Genomic DNA, 19,755 nt, shown 5'->3' with positions numbered 1-19,755 from the left:
GGCCACTGTTAGATGGATGGCCCAAGAGCCTACGACCCCTAGGCAGCGAGCAAGAGTTGGTTGCCTTCCTTGATTTCATCGGGAATCGTCAGACTGTCTGAAAAGACCATCAGCTCTTGGGCCTTGGTGACTCTGTGGGCCGAGTAATTCAACGAAAACAACATACGCCTGCGGTCCTGGTACAACCGGTGAACGTGCGCTACATCGTCGTAGGTGAGTACCCATTTCGCCGCACTTGCCTGGTTAAGATGGGAAGCAAGGAGTTCGTGCCCGTCCATATTGAACGCGTTCATATAGAGCGAACCAGCCTTCTCAAAGTACGGCGGATCAGCATAAATGAGTGATTCCGGGTCGAGCGCATGTCGGTCAATGACTCCTAGGCCGTCCTCATTGGTGATTTCTATGCGCCCAGCATGCAGTGCAATAAGTCTTATGCGTTCTACAAGGGTCTCCCGATTGAATCTGGCATCTATCTTGTAGTTTCCTCTTTGATCTTTACCTCCAATTGGACCTCCGTTCAGAATGCCGGATCGATTTGTTCGGTTCAGATAGAACGTCGCAAATCCGAGAGTCAGATAGTCATCTCTAGATGAGTTGAGATACCGTTCCCTTTGTTTTTCCCACTCATCAACGGTCAGAGCGACCGTGCTGACAAGCTGTGTGAATTCTTTCGGCCGCTCGACAACGGCTTTCCAGAAAGCAAAAATCGCCGGATCGAGGTCGTTGATGGCGATACGGGAAACCTGACCCGAAACCAGAAGCCCTAAGGCTGCTCCGGCCCCTCCTGCGTAGGGCTCCACGAACGTGCTAGAAGTCAGATCGTTTGTTCGGATGATATTCCGCAGCCTGGAGTACAGCATGCCCTTGCCGCCGGGATACCGGAGCGGGGATACCGTGACCCTCTTAGGTGTTTTGGTAGTGGCTGATGGTGTTGTCATGGTTTCAGAACTGCCTTAAGGATGCTTTCGATAGAAGACCATGCAGCGCGAACATCGTCGGCCGACGTCACTACATGGTGGTTGTGGTTGGTGGCATCCAAATGCTCTTTGGATCCGACAAACGTCTTTCCTCCACGGATTCTCTGGATCGGCTGCACGAATGCTTTGGGGCCGTTTTCCTTAAAATGAGCCTCGAGCCATAGGAGGCTGTGGCTGAGCTGGACAAACCCTTGCTCGTTGCCCGTGCGCCTTATATCTTCACCTACAATTTCGGCATAAGCCTTGATGGTCTTCTCCAGGAAGGTGCGAAGAAGGTCCATTGTTGCATTGGGAAAAGTTCCAACGTGGAGCTTGGATAGTTCGCGAAGGATGTCACCGACTACCGGAGGGAAGTCGGGAGACACACTCAGAACATCCGTGTTGAGGTAATTGCGTTCGCGAAGGGGTGGGTTTGGCTTCGTTTTACTTGATCCCTGACTGTCGGAATCACCTTTGCCCTTGCCGCTCGAGGGTGCCGTTTTGTCACTGGTGCCAGCCCTTGTATTGGTCGGCTCTGACGGTCGAGATGTTGACGCACTCGATTCATTCCCGTCAGCGCCTAAGTTATCGTGCTCGGCAGCAGAATATGAAGTGAGTAGGTCACGGAGATCGTCCATGTACTCCGTGTAGCTTGCGCTGTTAGTTCTGTTCAGCACTCGTGTGTTGATAACCCCAGAACTCATGTCAAGGATTATTTTGGTGGCGATCAGTTTGAAGGCCCCACGATTGGCAGTTAAAGAAACGGACGCCGTGTCATCGTCGACTGAGATGCCGACTAGTTCGAGAAAATTCTCATTTTCGTACAATCGCGCCAGTGTAGACACCGGGAAGCGGCGCTTCCTGGTGTAATCAGCTACGGCAGCATCGTCATAGTCAACTTCGCGGAACAGTCCGAGAATTCGGCTTCGAGTGATGAATTTTCGAACGTCAACTGTCGGGTATTGAGAAATCAGCTCTTCCGCAGTTTTTCCTGCATCCAGCTGTGCTTGGAAGAAGGCTGCTTGTCGAGTAGGGCTCCAAGCAACCCGCTGATTGCCAGTATGCAGCGCAGCAATTAGCTGGTCCGCATCATCTTGCGAAGGAGCTTTCTTGACCGTGATGTGACTTAGCGATGCATGGTCGAAATCGTTGCCGATCAACTTCCGGATCTTTGATTGGTGATCGGGAACGAGGAGAGGGTTCTGTATCGCTTTGAGTGCTGCAACTCGGCGGTTGCCTTCAACTACGACGAATTTCTTGTCCCGCTCGACAACGATAGGTACCTCATGTGTTAGAAAACCAACTTTAGTGATGCCTTCGACAAGACTCAATGCCTTTTCGTTTGCAAACAAGTCTTGGATGAGGTCTGCCTGAGGGACGCCTTCTGCGATGTCGAGGCGGACGTTCTTAGGATCGAGCAACAGTTCGTCCGCGACACCTAGTGTCAGAACTTCCCACGTTGACATGTCAATCATTCAGGTCCCCCGGCTGTCTTGAAATTTGTCCCCCGCACGTGCGCAAGGACGTCAACGCGGAGAAATCGCCACGCTCGCCCCACCTTTTCGCCCGGCATCGCACCTTCTCGAACAAGTGCTAGCAGAGTCTTGGTACTTATTCGGAGTAGAGCTGCCGCTTCTTGGGTTGTCAGCACTTCGCTATCTTCCGTCATATTCTCTTAAACTCCACTCGTAGGCTTCAGAGATACGATATCAATGACAAACGAAAACCTGCGCTGTACACGCAGTAAACAGTGAAGCTTCTTCTGTACTTCTGGCCAAGCAATCGATAGTCATGGAGCACCTAATCACCGAAATTCAACGTTTCGGAGGGCCTGGTCGCCTTCAGATCCGGAACCATCGATACCCCTACGTTCTGGCGGACTAAGTTTGCTGGCGATCTTCATGTACTGCGGACTCTTCCCTCGTACGCCGGCCTGGGCGTAGTTGCCCTGCAGGCACACCAGGCCATTTCCTGCCGTTGTTGTACTTGCGCTGCACCCGCCTCAATTCCCGCCGGACGGCTGCCTCTATGAAGTCATTGGCCGAAGCATAGCCTTCCTGAATACCCGCACCCCTTACGACGGCACGGATCTGCTCAGCGTCATCACGGGTGAACTTGGCGCTGATGGAATTGTCATCGCGTTTAGCCCGCGGTTTGAGAATCTTCCGATGGGACATGCGCGGAGCTCTGGGGGCCTCGCTGAGTACGTCCATTCCTCAACTCGTCATACTGAAGGCTGGTACAAATTTCATCGACATCCAAGTCGAGGGCCATCCGACTCCTGCCTTCCCCCGTTCATCGGGACCGGGCTTCAACCAGCCCAAAACTATGGAGCAGAACCTCTTACAGGAAGGTTCATCGACCCTCTCAGCCATCTCCCGCCAGGCAGTGGTGAGGAAAAGGATCGCTTCACTGCCCTTCCGCGCATTCGAGGCAAGAACGAAGTCCCGAAGCGTCGAGTCTATGGTGAAGTTCCCCGCAAGAGCACCTTCAGTTTTCACGAACTCACGGGAAACCGGGGTAAACCGAAGTTCGGGGTCGCTGGTGAGATTGCCAATGACTGTAATGGTGGTTTCGCCGGCCATGGTCTTGCTCCTTTTACTTGGTGGTGAGTACTGCGTGAACGTTAGCGGTGGCCGCGTCGACCTTTTCTGCAGTGGACGGTTCCTCGGGGTTCAACTTGTCGATGGACTTCCCCAGGGCAATCAATGCGGCCTGAACTTCGGGGGTAGCTTGGCTGAAATGTTCCACCTCGGGGAATGTGGTCATGACCTCGTGGGCTGTCCAGTCGCTGACGCCCGGGAGTCCAAAGTCGCGGCCCAGGGCGAGAATGTTCCCGTGGTAGGAGGCCTCATGATCCACGTCGCCGTCCTCGTCGTAGAGGGGGAGGTAGTAGTCAACGTCTTCAAGGCGGGTGATCCTGGTTGTCATGGCGTCCACTCCCTACGCGGCCAGCTCTAGTGCAATGGCCTTCTGAATCTTGGGTGGGTTCAGCCCTGACCAGTGATCGATGCTGCCAGCAATTTCTACCAGCACCACGGGGGCTTGCGCGTAGCCGAGGTCTTCCGAGATGTACTCCAGCGCTGCATCGTTGCTCGTGATGTCAACGAATATATAACTGATCCCTGCAGCGTCCAGCAAATCCTTCGTCTTGTCGCACTGAAAGCAACCGGACTTGTAAGGCTTTGAGTAGATGGTGATCGTCATGGGAATCAGCTCCTGCGTTTCGTATATTCACTGGTTATGTTCGGCTGTTGCTATACCCCTATTCTATCGTTTATTCATATGAATATACAAGGGTTTTGATCAATAAATACGCGGAACTTGAGGAATATTCTGAACGATTTTGGGTGTCGCTTCTGACGTGCGCGACGCTAGGTGGGGGTGGTGCAAGAACGGATAGAACCTCGCTGGGATTCCCCTCAGGCGCTTGAAAACTCATACCTCTCTCAAGGTTTCTTTGCCAGGTCAACGCTCCCCGCTCCCTACAGGTGTCGTCATCGGACCGCTTTTGTCTTTTGTTTATCAGAAGTTTTGCCATGACAGGTATTTACATCAGCTGAACACTCAGGTTTTCCGCCATTGCCTTGGCGAGGTGGGGCCTAGTGGTGTCCCGCAATTGCAAGGAGCGACTTCAATGCCGCCCTGTCCTCCGGAGCGAGCATCTAGGGTCAACTATTTTGGGAAACGGCTACGGCTAATTGTCACTTCTCACACCTCTGGTCATATAGGGACCAGCCTCGCTTTAGGATCTGAAATGAGGCCTCGAAAGGCTGTGAAACTTCTTCCAAAGTCCCCCAGACGATGCCTTCGCTAAGGATCTGTCCTGCTCTAGCCGACCGGAAGGTCGTGCGTTGCGCCATAGCCCACGTCAATGCGTGAGCGTCCCCGCTCAATTTTCGCCACAACAGATTCACCCCAAGCTCACGCTCTTTGCTCATCCCATAGACCAGCTTAGAAGCGTAAGGAATGACATCGTCCGTGATGTTCATTGAGATTTCGGCACCGGCTTGCCTCGTCTCACCCAGTCGAGTTGTCAACCATTCAACGTGGGCTTCGATCTCCTGCCGTTCGCCGTCCGTAAGATCCGGATGCTTGAGAGTTTCCTTGTGGAACTGTCGTGCTCTCTTGTAAGACTCAGCCACTGCAGCCAGCCCGCGTCCACGCCGCACACTACCCTCGTCAGGACCAAGAATGTAGACAGCCTGCGACGCAGCAAGAAGGGCGCTCCGCAACGTAGTGAAGTGCGCAATAGGGTAAAGCTGCCCAGCCAAGATTGCTGTCCAAGCCAAACGAAGATGCTCACCGGCTGAAATTAGGCTTATGCGCGCCATCTCGCTGATGGGATGCTCATCGAATCCGGCGTCATCCAACTGAAGCTCGCTCCCTCTTTCTGGTACTTCCGAACGTTGCGCCCTAACTCTCCACCCTTCTAAGTCAGCTTCTCTTGACTCCATATGAGCGAAGGGGGCTTTGTCGGATTCTCGCATCAAGTTGCATGCCCATCGGTAGGTTCGCGATACCCCTGATTCATTTTGTGAACATCGAAATAATTTGGGTGGGATCTAGCCGGGTTTGCCGCATCGCAATCCGCAGTTGATCCTCAGAATACAGCGATCCTTCCCTGAAGCAGCGAGAGCTCTCGTAACCTATGGCTTGACACGCAACCCAGCTAGCGCGGCAGTCCACGTGATGGGGTTCAACACCCGGCCAACGATCTCTTACCGCCGGATACTATTCCGTTGTTCGTTACGGGCCTACAAGCGAAGCCATAGGCCAATACTCGCTGTGGGGCAAGGTTGGATTATCGCTGAAACTTGGTAAGGCTTCCGGAGTTTCAGGTTCCGGTACAGAATGGGTGCATGTGTGGACGATACGTAATTGCACGAGGAGCAGGCATTATTGCAATAGCCTCAGTTGCGCGTGATACGTGATGCTGGTTTGAAGATGGCATCACGGGGCACAGCGGTCCTGTCACGGGAATATGGCGCTAGGCCGGCTGTTGAGGGTTTTCATTGCGGATGAGCACTGGAAGGTACCGGACGTAGAGGATCATGCCGATGAGTTCGACTAGGGTCTGGGAAACCACGACCAGGGCAGCCAGGGAGAGAGGTTCGGGCAGTGCCAGGGCCAGCGGGAGCACCACGAGTGAATTGCGGGTCGCGCCACTGAAAATCACGGCAAGGGTAGCGGGTGCGTCGAGTCGGGCCGACTTCGCCGCGAGCATGCCCAGTGGCACCATCACGACGAGGAATGCGGCGTAGAGCGGGACCACTGCCAGCAGAGACCCAAGTTCCTTCCCGACTCCGGTGATTTGGGAGCCTACGACCACGGCCAATGTCCCCATCATGAGCGGCACCATGAGGGCCTGCATGATCGTCATCATGGTCCGGCCCGCCGAATGTGTGCGCGCCAGTGCCTGTGTGAGTGCCGCCGCGCCCAGCGGAATGATGATCAAGACAACCAAGGCTTCAATGAAGGGTGTCGGGTCGATTGCCGAGACAACTTCGGGGCCAACGAACAACAGCAGATACAGGGGCAACAAAAGCATCTGGAGCAGCATCAACACCGGGGCGGCGGCCAGGAGTCGATCGCTGGACCCGCCAGCCAGACCGGTGAATACAATTACGTAGTCAATGCAAGGAGTCAACAACACAAGCAGTACCCCTAGCAACAGGGCTTGGTCGCCGGCAATGAAACGGGTCAATCCAAACACCACCACAGGAACAATCACAAAATTCAGCGCCATCACAGTGCCCATGAACCGCAGATCCTTGGCGGCCTTGCCAATGGATGCAAAAGGAATCCCCAAAAACGTCGCGTATAGCAACAATCCAAGGATCGGATTGATTGAGTGTTCCAGCGCCCCTGCCGAGCCCGGGGCTAAGAGTCCAATGGCCCCGCCTGTCAGGATGGCGATCAGGTACAAGCCAATCTGATGGTGTTCCATCCGGGTAACAAGATTCTGGGGTTTCACCCAGTCCATGCTAGGCGAGAGGGCTGGTCTTATTGGAATCGGAGTCATGCTCGCGCAAAGGCGAAAATGGCGCCTAGAGTCCTGTCCTCCTGGTTCAGGAAATGGGCCAAAAAATCGTGCGGAGTAGACATCATTGCAATGGCTGTCACAGGGTTGGTGCTCAGACCCCGGGTTGACCGCGTTCATCGTTCAGAGGTGGGGATGCGGTCCCGTGCAGGATTAGAGGCGAAGTTCGTAGAGGAAGGTGTCTCGCCACTGCCCGGCTGCTGGCCCGAAGGTCATTTGTGCGATGCGTTCGCGTCGGCCGATTTCCCTGAATCCTGTTTTGGTGTGGAGGGCCCTGCTGGCCGTGTTTTCAGCGAAGATCCCGGATTGTATTGTCCAATAGCCATTGGTTTGGGCGCGTGAGATCAGGTCTTGGAGTAGCTGGGTGGCGATGCCCCTGCCTGCCTGGGCCTGGTCTATGTACACGGAGTGCTCAATGACGCCGCGGTAGGCCGCCCTGGTTGAGGTGGGCGATGCTGCAGCCCAGCCAACAACATCGCCGTTGGTATCCTCGGCGACGATGCGGAGCTCCGGGATCCTTGTGGACAGAAAGTCAGCTTTCGCCGGCACCTGTTCTTCAAAGGTGGCATTTCCGGTGGCGATTCCTTGGGCATAGATGCCCTGGACAGCATCCCAGTCACTCTCGGCCATGAGGCGGATCTGCACGCCTTGAACCCCGTGCTCAGTCACAGTCCGGTGATGAGAGTCGCGGCCTTTTCGAGGGCGCCCGGGACCAGTGAGTAGTAGGCCCAGGTGCCGCGCTTTTCGCGCTCCAACAGTCCGGCATCAACCAAGATCTTCAAATGGTGGGAGACGGTGGGCTGACCCAAATCCAGGGGCTCGGTGAGGTCACACACGCAAGCCTCGCCGCCGTCGCCGGCTTTGACGATGGAGAGCAGGCGCAGCCGGTTCGGGTCCGAGAGTGCCTTGAGCACCCGGGCAGAGCTCTGGGCGTCAGCCGCGTTGAGCACGGGCTGGCTACTGGGTTCGCAGCAGACTTGCTCAGTAGTTGTCTCCATCGTTAATGCAGTGTTCATGTATCCATTATGCCCTTAGATTGACAATTGTCGATGTAGCGCTTGATACTTTTAATATCGACAATCATCAATCTTCGCTGGACTGCCTAGGAGCCTTGTGAGTATCAAGACCGTCACACCCGCCTCATCTGGAGAGGCTGCCGTCATGGGTAAGCTCTCCACCTTGGACCGGTTCCTGCCGGTGTGGATCATCGCCGCCATGCTCATTGGCTTGCTGTTGGGCAAGTTCGTTCCGGGGTTGAACACCGCCCTGGACGCAGTAAAGGTTGGGTCTGTTTCGCTGCCCATCGCCATTGGGCTGCTGGTCATGATGTATCCGGTCCTGGCAAAAGTCCGTTACAACGAGACCGGCCGTGTCCTGGCGGACCGCAAGCTGATGATCACCTCGCTGGTCCTGAACTGGGTGGCCGCTCCGGCCTTCATGTTCGCCTTGGCCTGGATCTTTGTTCCCGACCTGCCCGAGTACCGCACGGGCCTGATCATCGTGGGCTTGGCGCGATGCATCGCCATGGTCATGATCTGGAACGACCTGGCCTGCGGTGACCGCGAGGCCGCCACCGTGCTGGTGCTGATCAACTCTGTGTTCCAGGTCTTCGCCTTCGGCGCCCTGGGCTGGTTCTACCTCCAGGTCCTCCCGGGCTGGCTGGGACTTCCCACCACCAGCGCCGATTTCTCCTTCTGGGCCATCACCGCCTCCGTACTGATCTTCCTCGGCATCCCGTTGTTGGCGGGGTTCCTGACCCGATTCATTGGCGAAAAGGCGAAGGGCCGTGACTGGTACGAGGGCAAGTTCCTTCCCAAGCTGGGCCCCTGGGCCCTGTACGGGCTGTTGTTCACGATCGTGCTGTTGTTCGCCCTCCAGGGGGATGCCATTACGTCCAATCCGATGGATGTGGCCCGGATTGCCCTGCCGCTGTTGGTGTACTTCCTGGTGGTCTTCGCCGCTGGCATGGTCATTGGGCGGCTCCTGAACCTGGGCTATGCCAAAACCACCACCCTGGCCTTTACTGCCTCGGGCAACAATTTTGAGCTTGCCATTGCCGTCGCGATTGGCACCTTCGGTGTCACCAGCGGCCAGGCCTTGGCTGGCGTGGTGGGCCCCCTCATTGAAGTGCCCGTCCTGGTCGCCCTGGTCTATGTGGCCCTGTGGGCGCGGAAACGATTCTTCACCACTCAGCCCCTGTCAGTTTGATCCTAAATTTCCCGTCTTTTTCCTTGAGGAGCATGAACTCATGAGCACCACCGAAACCGCCAAGAAGCCCTCCGTCCTGTTCGTCTGCGTACACAACGCCGGCCGTTCCCAGATGGCAGCCGCCTATTTGACCACTCTCTCTAACGGGGCCATTGAGGTCCGCTCCGCCGGCTCCGCACCGGCAGCCTCGATCAACCCGGCCGCTGTGGCCGCCATGGCGGAGGAGGGCATCGACATGTCCACCGAGATCCCCAAGGTCCTCACCACCGAGGCCGTGAAGGAATCCGACGTCGTGATCACCATGGGCTGCGGGGACACCTGCCCGTTCTTCCCTGGAAAGCGTTACGAGGACTGGGAACTTGAAGACCCGGCCGGGCAGGGCGTGGACGCCGTCCGCCCGATCAGGGACGACATCAAGGCCCGCATCCAGGCACTCATCACCGAACTTCTCCCCACCAGCTAGAACAGGTTCCCGTCATGACTGAACAACTCATCATCATTGGCTCCGGCCCCGCCGGCTACACGGCCGCGATCTACGCAGCCCGGGCAGGGCTGGCGCCGCTGGTCATCGCCGGAGCCGTCACCGCCGGCGGTGCCCTGATGAACACCACCGAGGTCGAGAACTTCCCCGGCTTCCCCGCCGGTATTCAGGGCCCGGAGCTCATGGACGGCCTGCAGGAGCAGGCCGAACGCTTCGGCGCCCGCATCATCTTCGATGACGTCACCGCCACCACCCTGACGGGTCACTTGAAAACGGTGACCACCGCGGCCGGGGAGAGCTTTGAAGCCCCGGCCATCATCCTGGCCACCGGCTCCGCCTACAAGGAGCTGGGTCTGCCGGAGGAGAAGAAATTCTCCGGCCACGGGGTGTCCTGGTGCGCCACCTGCGACGGGTTCTTCTTCCGTGAGCAGGACATCATCGTCGTCGGAGGCGGGGATTCCGCCATGGAGGAAGCGACGTTCCTGACCCGCTTCGCCAAGTCCGTGACAGTGATCGTGCGCCGCGAGGAACTGCGAGCCTCCAAGATCATGGCCCAACGTGCCAAGGACAACCCGAAGATCCATTTCGCCTACAACACGGCCATCACGACCATTCACGGCGACAGCAAAGTCACTGGTGTCACCGTGGAGGATACCGTCACCGGTGAGACTCGGGAACTATCCGCCACTGGCATTTTCGTTGCGATCGGTCACTTGCCGCGCACCGAGTTGGTTGCCGGACAGGTTGATCTGGACGAGGAAGGCTACATCCGCGTCGATGCGCCTACCACCGTTACCAACCTCTCCGGCGTCTTTGCCTGTGGGGATGCCGTTGACCACCGTTACCGCCAAGCCATCACTGCCGCAGGGACAGGCTGCTCAGCGGCTTTGGATGCCGAACGCTACCTGGCCGCATTGGAAGACGCCGACAGCATTGCCACCGCGTTGGTGGAAGAACCAACTCACGCCTAAAAGCATTCCTTGGAGGGAGGTGAAAGCCATGAACGATGACTGCTGCACCGGGCAAACCGGAACCGAGCAGGGCTGCGGCACCGGCTGCTGCTAACCACCCTCCACCGCCCTGCCAAGCCACGCCTGGCAGGGCACCCACAAACCACATACGCAACCAATAGTGAACATTCCAAGGAGAACCACGAACATGACGACCCCACGCAATGACCTGCCCGTTGCCATCATTGGTGCCGGCCCGATCGGCTTGGCCACGGCCGCGAACCTGATCGAACGCGGCCTCACGCCCTTGATCTTCGAGGCCGGCGACAGCGTCGGGGCAGCCATCCGCAAGTGGGGCCACATCCGTCTTTTCTCCTCGTGGGAGCACAACATCGACCCCGCCTCACGCCGCCTACTCGAGCCGGCTGGCTGGACCGAACCGCGCCTGACGGCCCTGCCCTACGGTGCCGAGCTCGTGGACGAATACCTCAAGCCCTTGGCCGCGACCCCCGCCATCGTGAACGCGTTGCACCTGTCCTCCACCGTGACAGCTGTGAGCCGGGTCGGCATGGACAAGACCCACTCCCGCGACCGCGACGGCCAGCCTTTCCTGGTCCGTGTCACCAACGCCGACGGAACCGTGACCGACCACCATGTACGGGCCGTGATCGATGCCTCCGGTACCTGGTCCCAGCCCAACCCCCTGGGCCAGGCCGGCCTGCCCGCACCCGGGGAGAACGAGGCCATCGCCGACGGCCTCATCACCGGGCCCTTGGCCGATGTCACCGGGGCGGACCGTGACCGCTTCACCGGCAAGCACGTGCTGGTCATCGGTGCCGGCCACTCCGCAGCCAACACCCTCATCAGTCTGGGCCAACTGGCCAAGAACGAACCCGGAACCCGGATCACCTGGGCCGTGCGCGGCGCCGACGCATCCCGCCTCTACGGCGGCGGGGACCTCGATGGCCTGCCAGCACGGGGACAGCTCGGCACCCGCCTGCGCACCCTGGTGGAGGACGGCGTCATCGAGCTGCACACCTCCTTCACCACCACCTCCTTCGCCACCACTAATCAGGGTCTGGCGGTCACCGGTTCCACCCCGAATGGGGATGTGACCTTGGACGTGGACCTGTTGATCCCTGCCACCGGGTTCCGCCCCGACCTGGACATCCTGCGCGAAATCCGGCTGGAACTGGACCCGATCGTGGAAGCACCGAGGGACCTTGGCCCCATGATTGATCCGGAATTCCACTCCTGCGGGACCGTCCCGGCCCACGGTGCCAAGGTCCTGGCCCATCCCGACAAGGACTTCTACATTGCCGGGATGAAGTCCTACGGCCGCGCACCCACCTTCCTGCTCGCCACCGGCTACGAGCAGGTCCGCTCCATCGTCGCCGCCCTCGCCGGAGACCAAGTGGCCGCCGATCAGGTCCACCTGGAACTGCCGGAAACCGGCGTCTGCTCGACCGATCTTGGTGGTAGCTGCGATCTCCCAGCAGTGACCGGCGCAGAACAAATCGAGGCAGCTGATTCGTGCTGTGGCACACCCGAGCTGGTGATGCTTGACCAGCCGGCCTCGGGCGGTTGCAGCACCCCATCCGAAACCGCACCGGACACGGCGGAGGCAGCATCATCATGCTGCGCCGCCCCGGAACCTGTACTTTTCGGAATCCCCACAGGACTGGCCCATGGCCGCTCCGCCACTCTCACCGACTAAAGGAAAATGAGACAGCCATGACCGAGCACCGCAAGAGCGTACTGACAGGCCTCACGGACGACACCGCCGTCCTGGGGCGCATCAGCGAAGACCTGACCCAGAAATTCATCGGCATCTTCGCCGCTGAAACCGTCGAACGCTACGTCTTCGAGTCCTACACGGCCCTGGCCCGGACCTCGCGGATCCACACGTACCTGGCAGCCACCACCTCCAGGTTCGCGGCCGACCGGCTCAGGGCCCTGGCCCAGTCCAAGGGCGCCATCGCCCACGACGTGCCCGAAGTCCTGTTCGTGTGTGTGCACAATGCCGGGCGCTCCCAAATGGCAGCCGCCTTGTTGAACAAGCACGCCCAGGGTGCGGTGCATGTCCGCTCCGCCGGATCCGCACCGGCCGCCGATCTGGAGCCCTCGGTCGTGGCGGCCATGGCCGAGGCCGGCATCGACCTATCCGAGGAGTTCCCCAAGCCCCTGACAGATGATGTGGTGCGGGCAGCTGACGTCGTGATCACCATGGGATGTGGGGATTCGTGCCCGATCTACCCCGGCAAGCAGTATCTTGATTGGAAGATCGAAGATCCGGCAACCAAGGACCTGGCAGGGGCGAGGGAAATCCGGGACGAGATCGACCTGCTGGTTCAAGAACTTCTCACCGAACTCACCACCAGCGAGGAACACTAGAAAAGAGGCCGCGATGAGCGAGCAAGCAGCCCGGGCAGGATTTAGCGGTTCACCGGTCATTGTCGGGGTCATCCCCGACCAGGACCCGAGGGTGTGGGCCCGCGCCCTGGAACTGGCTCACAGCCAATCCGCGCCGCTCATCGCCGCCTTCGTGGATCCCGCCAGCTACCTGATCGAATGGACACCAGGGAACAGGGTCCTGCCGATCTCTCTGGAGCCCGTCATTGAGCCAGAGGATGAAACCTCCATCTCCGCAGCCGAAATCAAGGATTCCCTCGCCACCGCAGCGGCAGGCCATGATGTGGACTGGACGTTGCGGATCATTGGCGGGGACCCTGCCCTGGCCTTGGGGCGCCTGGCGGCAGCGGTCGGCGCCTCGACCATTGTCATCGGGGCCCGGCGCCCGGGATTCATGGCCAAAGTCGATGAACTCGTCTCCGGATCCCTCATCCACCGCCTCCTCACCACCCAGACCGTCCCGGTCCTGGGCGTCCCTTCCCCCGAAGTGCAACGCCACTTCCACTCCCACGGCTGAAAGTAGAACCACCCTATGACCAACAAACCAGGCGTCCTGTTCGTATGCGTGAAGAACGGCGGCAAATCCCAGATGGCCGGCGGACTCATGCGCCACCTCGCAGGCGACACCGTCACCGTCTACACCGCCGGCACCAAACCCGGCCCCTCGTTGAACGCCCAGTCCGTGGAATCCTTGGCCGAACTCGGCATCGACATCTCCGGTGAGCACACCAAGCCCATCACCACCAACATGCTCGCCAACGTGGATCTCATCATCACCCTCGGCAGCGAAGCAGTCGTGGACCCTGTTCCCGGGATCGAGATCCGCAACTGGGACACCGACGAACCCTCCACACGCGGTATCGAAGGCATGGAACGGATGCGCGTAGTCCGCGACGACATCAATGCTCGTGTTCAGTCCTTGAGGACAGAACTCATGTTAAATTCCTGAAGGAATACTAACTAGCGCGAGCCATCGGACTCTCCCAGCGGGGGACAGCAGGTATTGAGGTAACTCGAGAGAACCTTCAATTGCTCGCGGATTGCATCGGGGTCGGGTCGATACATCACGGTCTTGCCATAACGGTCCGCACGCAACAGCCCCCCGGCCCGCAGGGCTGCTAGTTGCTCAGACGTTGTTGACTGGCCCAGCCCTGAAAGCTGAGAGGCTTCCCCAACACTCAAGGCTCGTCCCGTAGCAAACAGAGCTAGTGTTTTCTGCCTAGATTCACTGGAAAGTGCCTTCAGGAATAGCTGGATTTGCGGAGGAAATATTGTCTCTTCAGGCATGAACCCAGCATAGCTTATTTCGTCACTTCGCAATACGACGATATGATGTGATGATGAACCATCACCAGATCATCATCGTCGGAGGCGGGCAGGCCGGGTTGGCCGCGGCCAGAGCTGCCATAGATAACCGGATGCGACCCATCCTTGTTGATGCATCAGGACATGCTGGCGGAGCCTGGAGGAGATACTACGATTCCCTGAAGCTCTTCTCTCCAGCGCGGTTCTCTTCCCTTCCTGGCATGCCGTTTCCTGGCGCGCAGGAGCGGTACCCGCACCGCGATGAAGTTGTTGAGTACTTGGCTGCCTATAGCCGCACCCTCGAAGCTGAGATACTTCGGAACACGAAAGTCAGCCGGGTGGAGAGAGCAGGCGGTTTCACGGTACACACAGCCGCCGGTGAGGCACTGTATACAGATCGACTAGTGGTCGCCACGGGCAGCTACGGCTCGCCGATCATTCCCGAACTGCCCGGTCTTGCATCGTTCAAGGGCCGCATTCTGCACTCTAAGGACTATAAGTCAGTCAAAGGTTTTGAAGGCCTACGCGTGGTTGTGGTCGGCGGAGGGAACTCTGCCATTCAGATTGCTGTGGAGTTGTCTCACGTTGCCCGCGTAAGCGTTGCCTCTCGACGAAAGATTCAATGGCAGAGACAGCGCCTTTTAGGACAAGACTTGCATTGGTGGCTCCACCACTCAGGCCTGGACCGTAGCCAGTGGATCCATCGGCTGCGCGGGGCCGGCGTCCCTGTCGTCGATGATGGGAGCTACCGTTCCGCCCTCCAAAACAGGCATCCTGAAGCGACCCCCATGTTTACACGGGTTGTCGAAGAAGGTGTCATGTGGGCATCTGGGGAAACTGAAAGAGTTGATGTTCTACTCTTTGCCACAGGTTTCCGGCCAGACGTGTCGATGCTGCGCACCATTGGAGGAGCACTATCACCCACGGGTGAACCCCTGCACACAAAAGGAGTTTCCACGACTGTTCCCGGCCTTGGGTTCGTAGGACTTGAGCATCAAAGAGGCTTCGCTTCCGCAACACTTCGCGGAGTTGGCGGAGACGCGAGGCATGTCATGAACCGGATCAAGAACGCCGGCTAACAAGAAACCGCCACAAGGCGAGCAAAGGAACCGCTGGCGATTTCCCTATCAGCGGGTCTTTCTTGACAAGGTCAAACCAGAAACAGCGAATGTGTCAACGGGGTCTCCAAACGACAAGGTTTTGCCCTTGCACCGGACACTACACCAAGCGCAGTATCTACGGCTGTTCCGGGATGTCCCCAAGGCTGGTCACCATGATTGTCTTATCCGACGTACCCCGCACCCTGAGACGCAGGTCGAAATGATGCGTGATGCTCTTCAAGAACTCATACGGGTCCACATCATGGAGCAGAAAGTCAGTGGTGGGAATATGACCATATTCCTCCATCAAACGATCGAGTACGTTGCCGCCCCCTGGCGGTACCGCGTCAAGATCAACGGCAACAATATGAAGTCCATGACTATGCTCTCCGCCCCCAATGTCTAACCCGACAACCAGCCACTTATCCTCATCGATCCCTGCCGCGGCGAAGGCGCTCTCACCCGTCATTTTGTGATCAAGCTGAGCAGTGCCAGCATAGTCAGGAAAAGTCACCTCGGCTTCGTGCCAAATATAGGGCTCCAAAACTATCTCCTCAATCTCCATGATGCAGAAACGTCCGTCCCGATCAGAATAGCGTCCATTGTCCTGAGCCAACGGAAGACTCATCCAGTTAACACTTCGTGGTTTCCCTGGGCGTAGATCCTCAGAAGACTTGGCAACTTCTAGGGCCTTAAAAGAGTGCTCCCCTCCCAATGCACTGGCACACCGACGAAGCATCCGAACGCGGCATCGAAGGCATGGAACGCACGCGCCTAGTCCGCGACGACATCAACAACCGCGTCACCGCCCCGGCAACAGAATTAAACCCGGGCGCCCAGAGTTAGAGGCCGACCGGCTTTATCCAAAATTATTGATAAAGCCGGATAGTTCTGGATGTTTTCAGAGCCTCGCCTCAGGGCGCTGCAGGGCCGACTTAGTCCCTCAAACTCTGGCTAGTGAGGGAGGCACGTACGGCCTCGCGCAAAGACTCCAGCGTCGGCTGACCCGAAAGTCCCTGATCCGTGTGGTACACCCGGCAGGTAACTCCGGGGTCCGCTTCCGTGGGGAACAAATCATTTCCACCAACGGTAAACGAAGGTGAGCCATGAAAATCGAAGGTTTCCGCCTCCTCGTCGGTGTTGATTTCCCGGATACTCAGGGTTACGGGGCCACTAACTTCTAGCTCCAGGGCCTGAGTAAACAACTCCTGAGCAGATACGGCGTGCGGGCACCCGGCAATAAGCCGTAATTCAAAGTTCATACCCCCATTCTCCTCCACCGAAGATGCTTCGGCTGAATGGAACTGACGCTATGGCTCATCTCCCCACCGGCAGAGACTGCCTCAGCACTTTGAGTGTGAAATAGTTGCATCAATGATGCATTTAATGCAACTATGAGCGCATGGTTGATGGCACTCGCCCGGCTAGTCCCCTATTGCATTTACTGGACAACGTTCACCCTCTTCACGAGGATGAGTTTGTCTTCGCCGCGATGCTCTCCGGTTGGCGCGACCAGCAAGTCAGCAGGGGGTTGGCAGCCAGTACCGTGACGTCGAGGATTCTATTCATTCGCCGTTTTGCAGACTACTGTGACAAATTGCCCTGGCAATGGATCCCCGGGGACGTAGAGGACTTCACCGTACACTGCAGTTCCGGGGAAGGAAGGCTGGCGAAATCGACAATTCGCGCCTACCAGGCAAGAATCCGGGTCTTCTGCGATTTCATCACCGACACCCGATATGACTGGATAGAACAGTGCCAGAAACGCTTCGGATATATCCCGCAACAGATCTGCCATGAATGGAACACTACGGCGCACATTGCCGATTACGAGGGCCGACCAGAACGACGAGCTCTCACGTACGACGAACTTGATGAATTCTTTGGCACTGCCGATGCACGCGTGGAGACCATCATCCAGTCAGGCAAGAAAGGAGCACTGGCTGCCCTAAGAGACACACCGATTTTCAAGACAGTTTACGCGTTTGGCCTCCGAAGAGCTGAAGCCGTAGGCCTCGATATTGCCGACCTTCGCCCGAACCCATCTGCATCCCGCTTCGGAAACTATGGATCCGTGGATGTTAGATGGGGCAAGGGGTCTAACGGCTCCGGACCACGCCGACGAACCATTCTGGCCCTGCCCGAGTTCGACTGGGCTATTGATGGATTGCGGCAGTGGGTCGAGCTGGGGAGAATGCGCGTGACCAATGAACGCCGCGGCGCACTGTGGCCCACCGAACGAGGAACCCGCGTCTCCCTCAGATACCTTGATGACCGGTTTGCCGAGATCCGTGACGGTGCCGGACTGCCCAAAGAACTCAGCTTGCACTCCCTGCGCCACAGCTATGTGACAAATTTGATCGAGTGGGGCTACTCGGAAAAATTCGTCCAAGACCAAGTCGGCCACCTATACGCCTCAACCACCGCGATCTACACTTCGGTGGGCAGCGACTATAAAAACCGGGTGATCGCCCGAGCCCTTTCCCGAGTGTATGGAGACCACAATGCGCACCTCTGACGATCAATCACCAATTGCCTGGCGCTTGCGTGAGCTCATGGCGGCAGCGGGCATGTTTCACACCACCGATCTCGTCGGCCCTCTTCAAGATGTCGGCATTCAGCTTTCACGGGAGCAAGTCTTTCGCCTCGTCACCAAAACCCCAGCACGTTTGAATGTCGAGGTCCTTGCCGGCCTCTGCCAGATCCTCAGCTGCACTCCCAACGACTTGATCCAGATCAATCCGGCAGCAGCCACTACGGACGCGCTCCGAACTGGAACGACGGACACCACCGCCCCGGAAAGTCGTTCAATCGGAGACCTCCGTCCCGTACCGGCTCGGATTCGCCGCCCTACATGAGCCCGGATGCCTTGGAGTGTCATCTCTGCAGCCGGGCCATCACCAGCGGGTACGAACTCTTGGGAGGCACAATCTGCAACCCTTGCTACTCGCGGATCCGGCGATCGGCGACGGCATGTCCCCGCTGCCAAGAAACCAAAGTTCTCGCATTCCATGACGATGCGGGTCTAGTGGTTTGCGCAGGATGCGCCGGAGAACCAGCCCGATTCGAGTGCAAGAACTGCGGAAGTGAAGTGCAGCTCACCGGATCACAATGCGGCCGATGCCGTATGAAAGATCGAGCCACAGCACTTCTTTCTCAGGACGATGGCACGATGCATCCCGGTTTCAACGGTCTCTATCAACACTTTCTTGCCACCCCGGATCCACGAACCGTGACCCGATGGATAAGACACTCGCCCATTAGGGAAACACTGCACGCCATGGCCCGAGGGCAACTGCCTATCAGCCATCTGAGTCTGGATCAACTCACCCAGACACATCGTGTGCGCTATCTCCGGCAGGTGCTCATCAGTGCAGGGACACTCCCAGCTCAGGACATGCATCTGCATGCCTACGAGGTCTACAGCTCCAAGTTCATCAGCGCGATCCCACCTCACCAAGCCTCAATTCTCACTAGGTACCAGCGCTGGTACGTCTTGAGAGTCATGCGTCGCGCTTCGGCCAAAGCGCCTACCAGCGTCAACACAGTCAATCGCCGGCGTGCTGAACTACGAGCGATCGCCGCCTTTCTCACCTGGCTGGACAACCAGGGCCATTGCCTAGAGACGGCAACCCAAGCTCACCTCGACCGATACTTGGCAATGACGGCTGGCACCGCAACAGCCCTCAGCACATTCATCAAGTGGGCCCATGAACAACACCTTGCCTCAGAGATTACTCTCCCCCGGAAACCCTCCATGCCCGGAACAGCCGCCGGCCATGAAGAGCTCTGGGACAAAGTTGAGCTTCTACTCCGCGACGAATCAATCTCACGCGACGTACGCATCATCGGGCTCTTCCTGCTTCTCTTCGGACAAAGAGTCGCCAATACAGTCCGCCTGAAACGCTCCGACGTTGCGGTAACGGGCACCAAAGTGTCAGTAATCTTTGGAGCAGACGCAATTGAGTTACCTCCAGCCCTGGCAAGCCTGGTTCTCGCTCAACTTCAGTCGCCGACGAACCGGTACATCTACCACCGGACAGAAATCAACTGGCTCTTCAACGGTTTTGTCCCCGGACAACACGTAACTCCCAACCACATATCAATGCGCCTCTTCGAGGCTGGCATCAAGGTAAGGCCATTTCGCCAGGCTGCAATGCTTCAACTTGCCGCGGCCGTGCCCGTCAGGGTCATCGCAGACACCCTCGGATTGAGTGTTTACACCGCATCCCAATGGGCTCAACGGTCTGGCCACATTTGGAACGACTACCCCGCTATTCGATAGAGCATTATTATCCTT

Annotated in this window: 25 protein-coding genes and 1 pseudogene; 12 read left to right on the top strand and 14 right to left on the bottom strand. The window is 57.9% G+C overall.

The genetic code is table 11. The annotated features are described in order from the left end of the window. Positions 1-38 precede the first annotated feature (38 nt). The 11 genes from BLV41_RS20095 to BLV41_RS20045 form a co-directional block, all read right to left on the bottom strand. Positions 39-938, bottom strand: coding sequence for a DNA adenine methylase (locus BLV41_RS20095; RefSeq protein ID WP_074713565.1), 900 nt, complete (start codon positions 936-938; stop codon positions 39-41). Next, entirely contained in the window at positions 935-2,431 is a 1,497-nt protein-coding gene (locus BLV41_RS20090) for a hypothetical protein (protein WP_074713564.1), read from the bottom strand. The genes BLV41_RS20095 and BLV41_RS20090 overlap by 4 nt, the downstream gene beginning before the upstream one ends. Further along, entirely contained in the window at positions 2,428-2,625 is a 198-nt protein-coding gene (locus tag BLV41_RS20085; RefSeq protein ID WP_074713563.1) for a helix-turn-helix domain-containing protein, read from the bottom strand. Before BLV41_RS20085 ends, BLV41_RS20090 begins: the two co-directional genes overlap by 4 nt. Positions 2,626-2,836: 211 nt before the next feature. After that, positions 2,837-3,133 carry a ParB family protein gene (locus BLV41_RS20080; RefSeq protein WP_074713854.1) on the bottom strand — a complete coding sequence of 99 codons (297 nt, stop codon included), beginning with the start codon at positions 3,131-3,133 and terminating at the stop codon, positions 2,837-2,839. 39 nt (positions 3,134-3,172) lie between these two features. Further along, positions 3,173-3,541, bottom strand: a complete 369-nt coding sequence (locus BLV41_RS20075) for a single stranded DNA-binding domain-containing protein (protein ID WP_074713562.1) — start codon at positions 3,539-3,541, stop codon at positions 3,173-3,175. A 13-nt stretch (positions 3,542-3,554) separates the two neighbouring features. Continuing rightward, the gene (locus tag BLV41_RS20070; RefSeq protein WP_074713561.1) at positions 3,555-3,887 is read right to left on the bottom strand and encodes a hypothetical protein; all 333 of its coding nucleotides are present in this window, start codon (positions 3,885-3,887) and stop codon (positions 3,555-3,557) included. A gap of 12 nt (positions 3,888-3,899) precedes the next feature. After that, complete coding sequence (locus BLV41_RS20065) at positions 3,900-4,163, bottom strand: glutaredoxin family protein (RefSeq protein WP_074713560.1); 264 nt, start codon at positions 4,161-4,163, stop codon at positions 3,900-3,902. Between the two features lie 497 nt (positions 4,164-4,660). Further along, the gene (locus tag BLV41_RS20060) at positions 4,661-5,329 is read right to left on the bottom strand and encodes a hypothetical protein (protein WP_139244512.1); all 669 of its coding nucleotides are present in this window, start codon (positions 5,327-5,329) and stop codon (positions 4,661-4,663) included. A 617-nt stretch (positions 5,330-5,946) separates the two neighbouring features. After that, positions 5,947-6,942: an arsenic resistance protein gene (locus tag BLV41_RS20055; protein WP_074713558.1), complete on the bottom strand. Its 996-nt coding sequence runs from the start codon at positions 6,940-6,942 to the stop codon at positions 5,947-5,949. Between the two features lie 210 nt (positions 6,943-7,152). Further along, the gene (locus BLV41_RS20050; protein WP_244517048.1) at positions 7,153-7,668 is read right to left on the bottom strand and encodes a GNAT family N-acetyltransferase; all 516 of its coding nucleotides are present in this window, start codon (positions 7,666-7,668) and stop codon (positions 7,153-7,155) included. Next, the gene (locus BLV41_RS20045) at positions 7,665-8,015 is read right to left on the bottom strand and encodes an ArsR/SmtB family transcription factor (RefSeq protein ID WP_074713557.1); all 351 of its coding nucleotides are present in this window, start codon (positions 8,013-8,015) and stop codon (positions 7,665-7,667) included. The genes BLV41_RS20050 and BLV41_RS20045 overlap by 4 nt, the downstream gene beginning before the upstream one ends. A gap of 145 nt (positions 8,016-8,160) precedes the next feature. On the opposite strand from BLV41_RS20045, the gene arsB reads away from it, so the two are divergent. The 7 genes from arsB to BLV41_RS20010 all read left to right on the top strand — a co-directional run bounded on the left by arsB (position 8,161) and on the right by BLV41_RS20010 (position 13,999). Continuing rightward, positions 8,161-9,207 (top strand): ACR3 family arsenite efflux transporter, encoded by a 1,047-nt coding sequence (gene arsB / locus BLV41_RS20040; protein ID WP_074713852.1) that lies wholly within the window; start codon positions 8,161-8,163, stop codon positions 9,205-9,207. Between the two features lie 40 nt (positions 9,208-9,247). Continuing rightward, positions 9,248-9,670, top strand: a complete 423-nt coding sequence (locus BLV41_RS20035; RefSeq protein WP_074713556.1) for an arsenate reductase ArsC — start codon at positions 9,248-9,250, stop codon at positions 9,668-9,670. A gap of 14 nt (positions 9,671-9,684) precedes the next feature. Beyond that, complete coding sequence (gene trxB / locus BLV41_RS20030) at positions 9,685-10,659, top strand: thioredoxin-disulfide reductase (protein ID WP_074713555.1); 975 nt, start codon at positions 9,685-9,687, stop codon at positions 10,657-10,659. A gap of 187 nt (positions 10,660-10,846) precedes the next feature. Next, on the top strand, positions 10,847-12,355 hold the full coding sequence (locus BLV41_RS20025) for an FAD-dependent oxidoreductase (RefSeq protein ID WP_074713554.1): 1,509 nt from the start codon (positions 10,847-10,849) through the stop codon (positions 12,353-12,355). Positions 12,356-12,372: 17 nt separating this feature from the next. Continuing rightward, a complete protein-coding gene (locus BLV41_RS20020; RefSeq protein ID WP_074713553.1) occupies positions 12,373-13,032 on the top strand; it encodes an arsenate reductase ArsC in 660 nt (219 codons plus the stop codon). 13 nt (positions 13,033-13,045) lie between these two features. After that, the gene (locus BLV41_RS20015) at positions 13,046-13,567 is read left to right on the top strand and encodes a universal stress protein (protein ID WP_074713552.1); all 522 of its coding nucleotides are present in this window, start codon (positions 13,046-13,048) and stop codon (positions 13,565-13,567) included. Between the two features lie 15 nt (positions 13,568-13,582). Then, positions 13,583-13,999 (top strand): arsenate-mycothiol transferase ArsC, encoded by a 417-nt coding sequence (locus tag BLV41_RS20010; RefSeq protein ID WP_074713551.1) that lies wholly within the window; start codon positions 13,583-13,585, stop codon positions 13,997-13,999. 11 nt (positions 14,000-14,010) lie between these two features. Here the strand turns inward: BLV41_RS20010 and BLV41_RS20005 are convergent, their stop codons facing one another. Beyond that, positions 14,011-14,337: an ArsR/SmtB family transcription factor gene (locus tag BLV41_RS20005; protein WP_074713550.1), complete on the bottom strand. Its 327-nt coding sequence runs from the start codon at positions 14,335-14,337 to the stop codon at positions 14,011-14,013. A gap of 53 nt (positions 14,338-14,390) precedes the next feature. Here BLV41_RS20005 and BLV41_RS20000 point away from each other — a divergent pair, with 53 nt between their 5' ends. Beyond that, on the top strand, positions 14,391-15,434 hold the full coding sequence (locus tag BLV41_RS20000) for a flavin-containing monooxygenase (RefSeq protein WP_074713549.1): 1,044 nt from the start codon (positions 14,391-14,393) through the stop codon (positions 15,432-15,434). A gap of 157 nt (positions 15,435-15,591) precedes the next feature. Here BLV41_RS20000 and BLV41_RS19995 read toward each other — a convergent pair whose 3' ends face one another. After that, on the bottom strand, positions 15,592-16,083 hold the full coding sequence (locus tag BLV41_RS19995; RefSeq protein ID WP_139244511.1) for a hypothetical protein: 492 nt from the start codon (positions 16,081-16,083) through the stop codon (positions 15,592-15,594). A gap of 92 nt (positions 16,084-16,175) precedes the next feature. Between BLV41_RS19995 and BLV41_RS21775 the strand changes: the two are divergent. Then, positions 16,176-16,301 (top strand): annotated as a pseudogene (locus BLV41_RS21775) (arsenate-mycothiol transferase ArsC); the annotation flags it as partial. Between the two features lie 89 nt (positions 16,302-16,390). On the opposite strand, the gene BLV41_RS19990 reads toward BLV41_RS21775, so the two are convergent. Further along, a complete protein-coding gene (locus tag BLV41_RS19990; RefSeq protein WP_074713547.1) occupies positions 16,391-16,717 on the bottom strand; it encodes a hypothetical protein in 327 nt (108 codons plus the stop codon). A 140-nt stretch (positions 16,718-16,857) separates the two neighbouring features. Here BLV41_RS19990 and BLV41_RS19985 point away from each other — a divergent pair, with 140 nt between their 5' ends. The 3 genes from BLV41_RS19985 to BLV41_RS19975 all read left to right on the top strand — a co-directional run bounded on the left by BLV41_RS19985 (position 16,858) and on the right by BLV41_RS19975 (position 19,740). After that, positions 16,858-17,973, top strand: a complete 1,116-nt coding sequence (locus BLV41_RS19985) for a tyrosine-type recombinase/integrase (RefSeq protein WP_074713546.1) — start codon at positions 16,858-16,860, stop codon at positions 17,971-17,973. Continuing rightward, positions 17,960-18,313, top strand: a complete 354-nt coding sequence (locus tag BLV41_RS19980; protein ID WP_074713545.1) for a helix-turn-helix domain-containing protein — start codon at positions 17,960-17,962, stop codon at positions 18,311-18,313. The genes BLV41_RS19985 and BLV41_RS19980 overlap by 14 nt, the downstream gene beginning before the upstream one ends. 485 nt (positions 18,314-18,798) lie before the next feature. After that, positions 18,799-19,740 carry a hypothetical protein gene (locus tag BLV41_RS19975; RefSeq protein ID WP_139244510.1) on the top strand — a complete coding sequence of 314 codons (942 nt, stop codon included), beginning with the start codon at positions 18,799-18,801 and terminating at the stop codon, positions 19,738-19,740. Positions 19,741-19,755 lie beyond the last annotated feature (15 nt).

It is taken from the genome of Arthrobacter alpinus, assembly GCF_900105965.1.
GTDB lineage: Bacteria > Actinomycetota > Actinomycetes > Actinomycetales > Micrococcaceae > Specibacter > Specibacter alpinus.
The sequence above is the reverse complement of the archived record's forward strand: the minus strand, read 5'-3'. Positions and strand labels throughout refer to the sequence as shown.

Bases quoted from the DNA above. Each gene is read 5' to 3' on its own strand.
- BLV41_RS20095 (WP_074713565.1), bottom strand. From the start codon at position 938: ATGACAACACCATCAGCCACTACCAAAACACCTAAGAGGGTCACGGTA.
- BLV41_RS20090 (WP_074713564.1), bottom strand. From the start codon at position 2,431: ATGATTGACATGTCAACGTGGGAAGTTCTGACACTAGGTGTCGCGGAC.
- BLV41_RS20085 (WP_074713563.1), bottom strand. From the start codon at position 2,625: ATGACGGAAGATAGCGAAGTGCTGACAACCCAAGAAGCGGCAGCTCTA.
- BLV41_RS20080 (WP_074713854.1), bottom strand. From the start codon at position 3,133: ATGTCCCATCGGAAGATTCTCAAACCGCGGGCTAAACGCGATGACAAT.
- BLV41_RS20075 (WP_074713562.1), bottom strand. From the start codon at position 3,541: ATGGCCGGCGAAACCACCATTACAGTCATTGGCAATCTCACCAGCGAC.
- BLV41_RS20070 (WP_074713561.1), bottom strand. From the start codon at position 3,887: ATGACAACCAGGATCACCCGCCTTGAAGACGTTGACTACTACCTCCCC.
- BLV41_RS20065 (WP_074713560.1), bottom strand. From the start codon at position 4,163: ATGACGATCACCATCTACTCAAAGCCTTACAAGTCCGGTTGCTTTCAG.
- BLV41_RS20055 (WP_074713558.1), bottom strand. From the start codon at position 6,942: ATGGACTGGGTGAAACCCCAGAATCTTGTTACCCGGATGGAACACCAT.
- BLV41_RS20045 (WP_074713557.1), bottom strand. From the start codon at position 8,015: ATGAACACTGCATTAACGATGGAGACAACTACTGAGCAAGTCTGCTGC.
- arsB (WP_074713852.1), top strand. From the start codon at position 8,161: ATGGGTAAGCTCTCCACCTTGGACCGGTTCCTGCCGGTGTGGATCATC.
- BLV41_RS20035 (WP_074713556.1), top strand. From the start codon at position 9,248: ATGAGCACCACCGAAACCGCCAAGAAGCCCTCCGTCCTGTTCGTCTGC.
- trxB (WP_074713555.1), top strand. From the start codon at position 9,685: ATGACTGAACAACTCATCATCATTGGCTCCGGCCCCGCCGGCTACACG.
- BLV41_RS20025 (WP_074713554.1), top strand. From the start codon at position 10,847: ATGACGACCCCACGCAATGACCTGCCCGTTGCCATCATTGGTGCCGGC.
- BLV41_RS20020 (WP_074713553.1), top strand. From the start codon at position 12,373: ATGACCGAGCACCGCAAGAGCGTACTGACAGGCCTCACGGACGACACC.
- BLV41_RS20015 (WP_074713552.1), top strand. From the start codon at position 13,046: ATGAGCGAGCAAGCAGCCCGGGCAGGATTTAGCGGTTCACCGGTCATT.
- BLV41_RS20010 (WP_074713551.1), top strand. From the start codon at position 13,583: ATGACCAACAAACCAGGCGTCCTGTTCGTATGCGTGAAGAACGGCGGC.
- BLV41_RS20005 (WP_074713550.1), bottom strand. From the start codon at position 14,337: ATGCCTGAAGAGACAATATTTCCTCCGCAAATCCAGCTATTCCTGAAG.
- BLV41_RS20000 (WP_074713549.1), top strand. From the start codon at position 14,391: ATGAACCATCACCAGATCATCATCGTCGGAGGCGGGCAGGCCGGGTTG.
- BLV41_RS19995 (WP_139244511.1), bottom strand. From the start codon at position 16,083: ATGAGTCTTCCGTTGGCTCAGGACAATGGACGCTATTCTGATCGGGAC.
- BLV41_RS19990 (WP_074713547.1), bottom strand. From the start codon at position 16,717: ATGAACTTTGAATTACGGCTTATTGCCGGGTGCCCGCACGCCGTATCT.
- BLV41_RS19985 (WP_074713546.1), top strand. From the start codon at position 16,858: ATGGTTGATGGCACTCGCCCGGCTAGTCCCCTATTGCATTTACTGGAC.
- BLV41_RS19980 (WP_074713545.1), top strand. From the start codon at position 17,960: ATGCGCACCTCTGACGATCAATCACCAATTGCCTGGCGCTTGCGTGAG.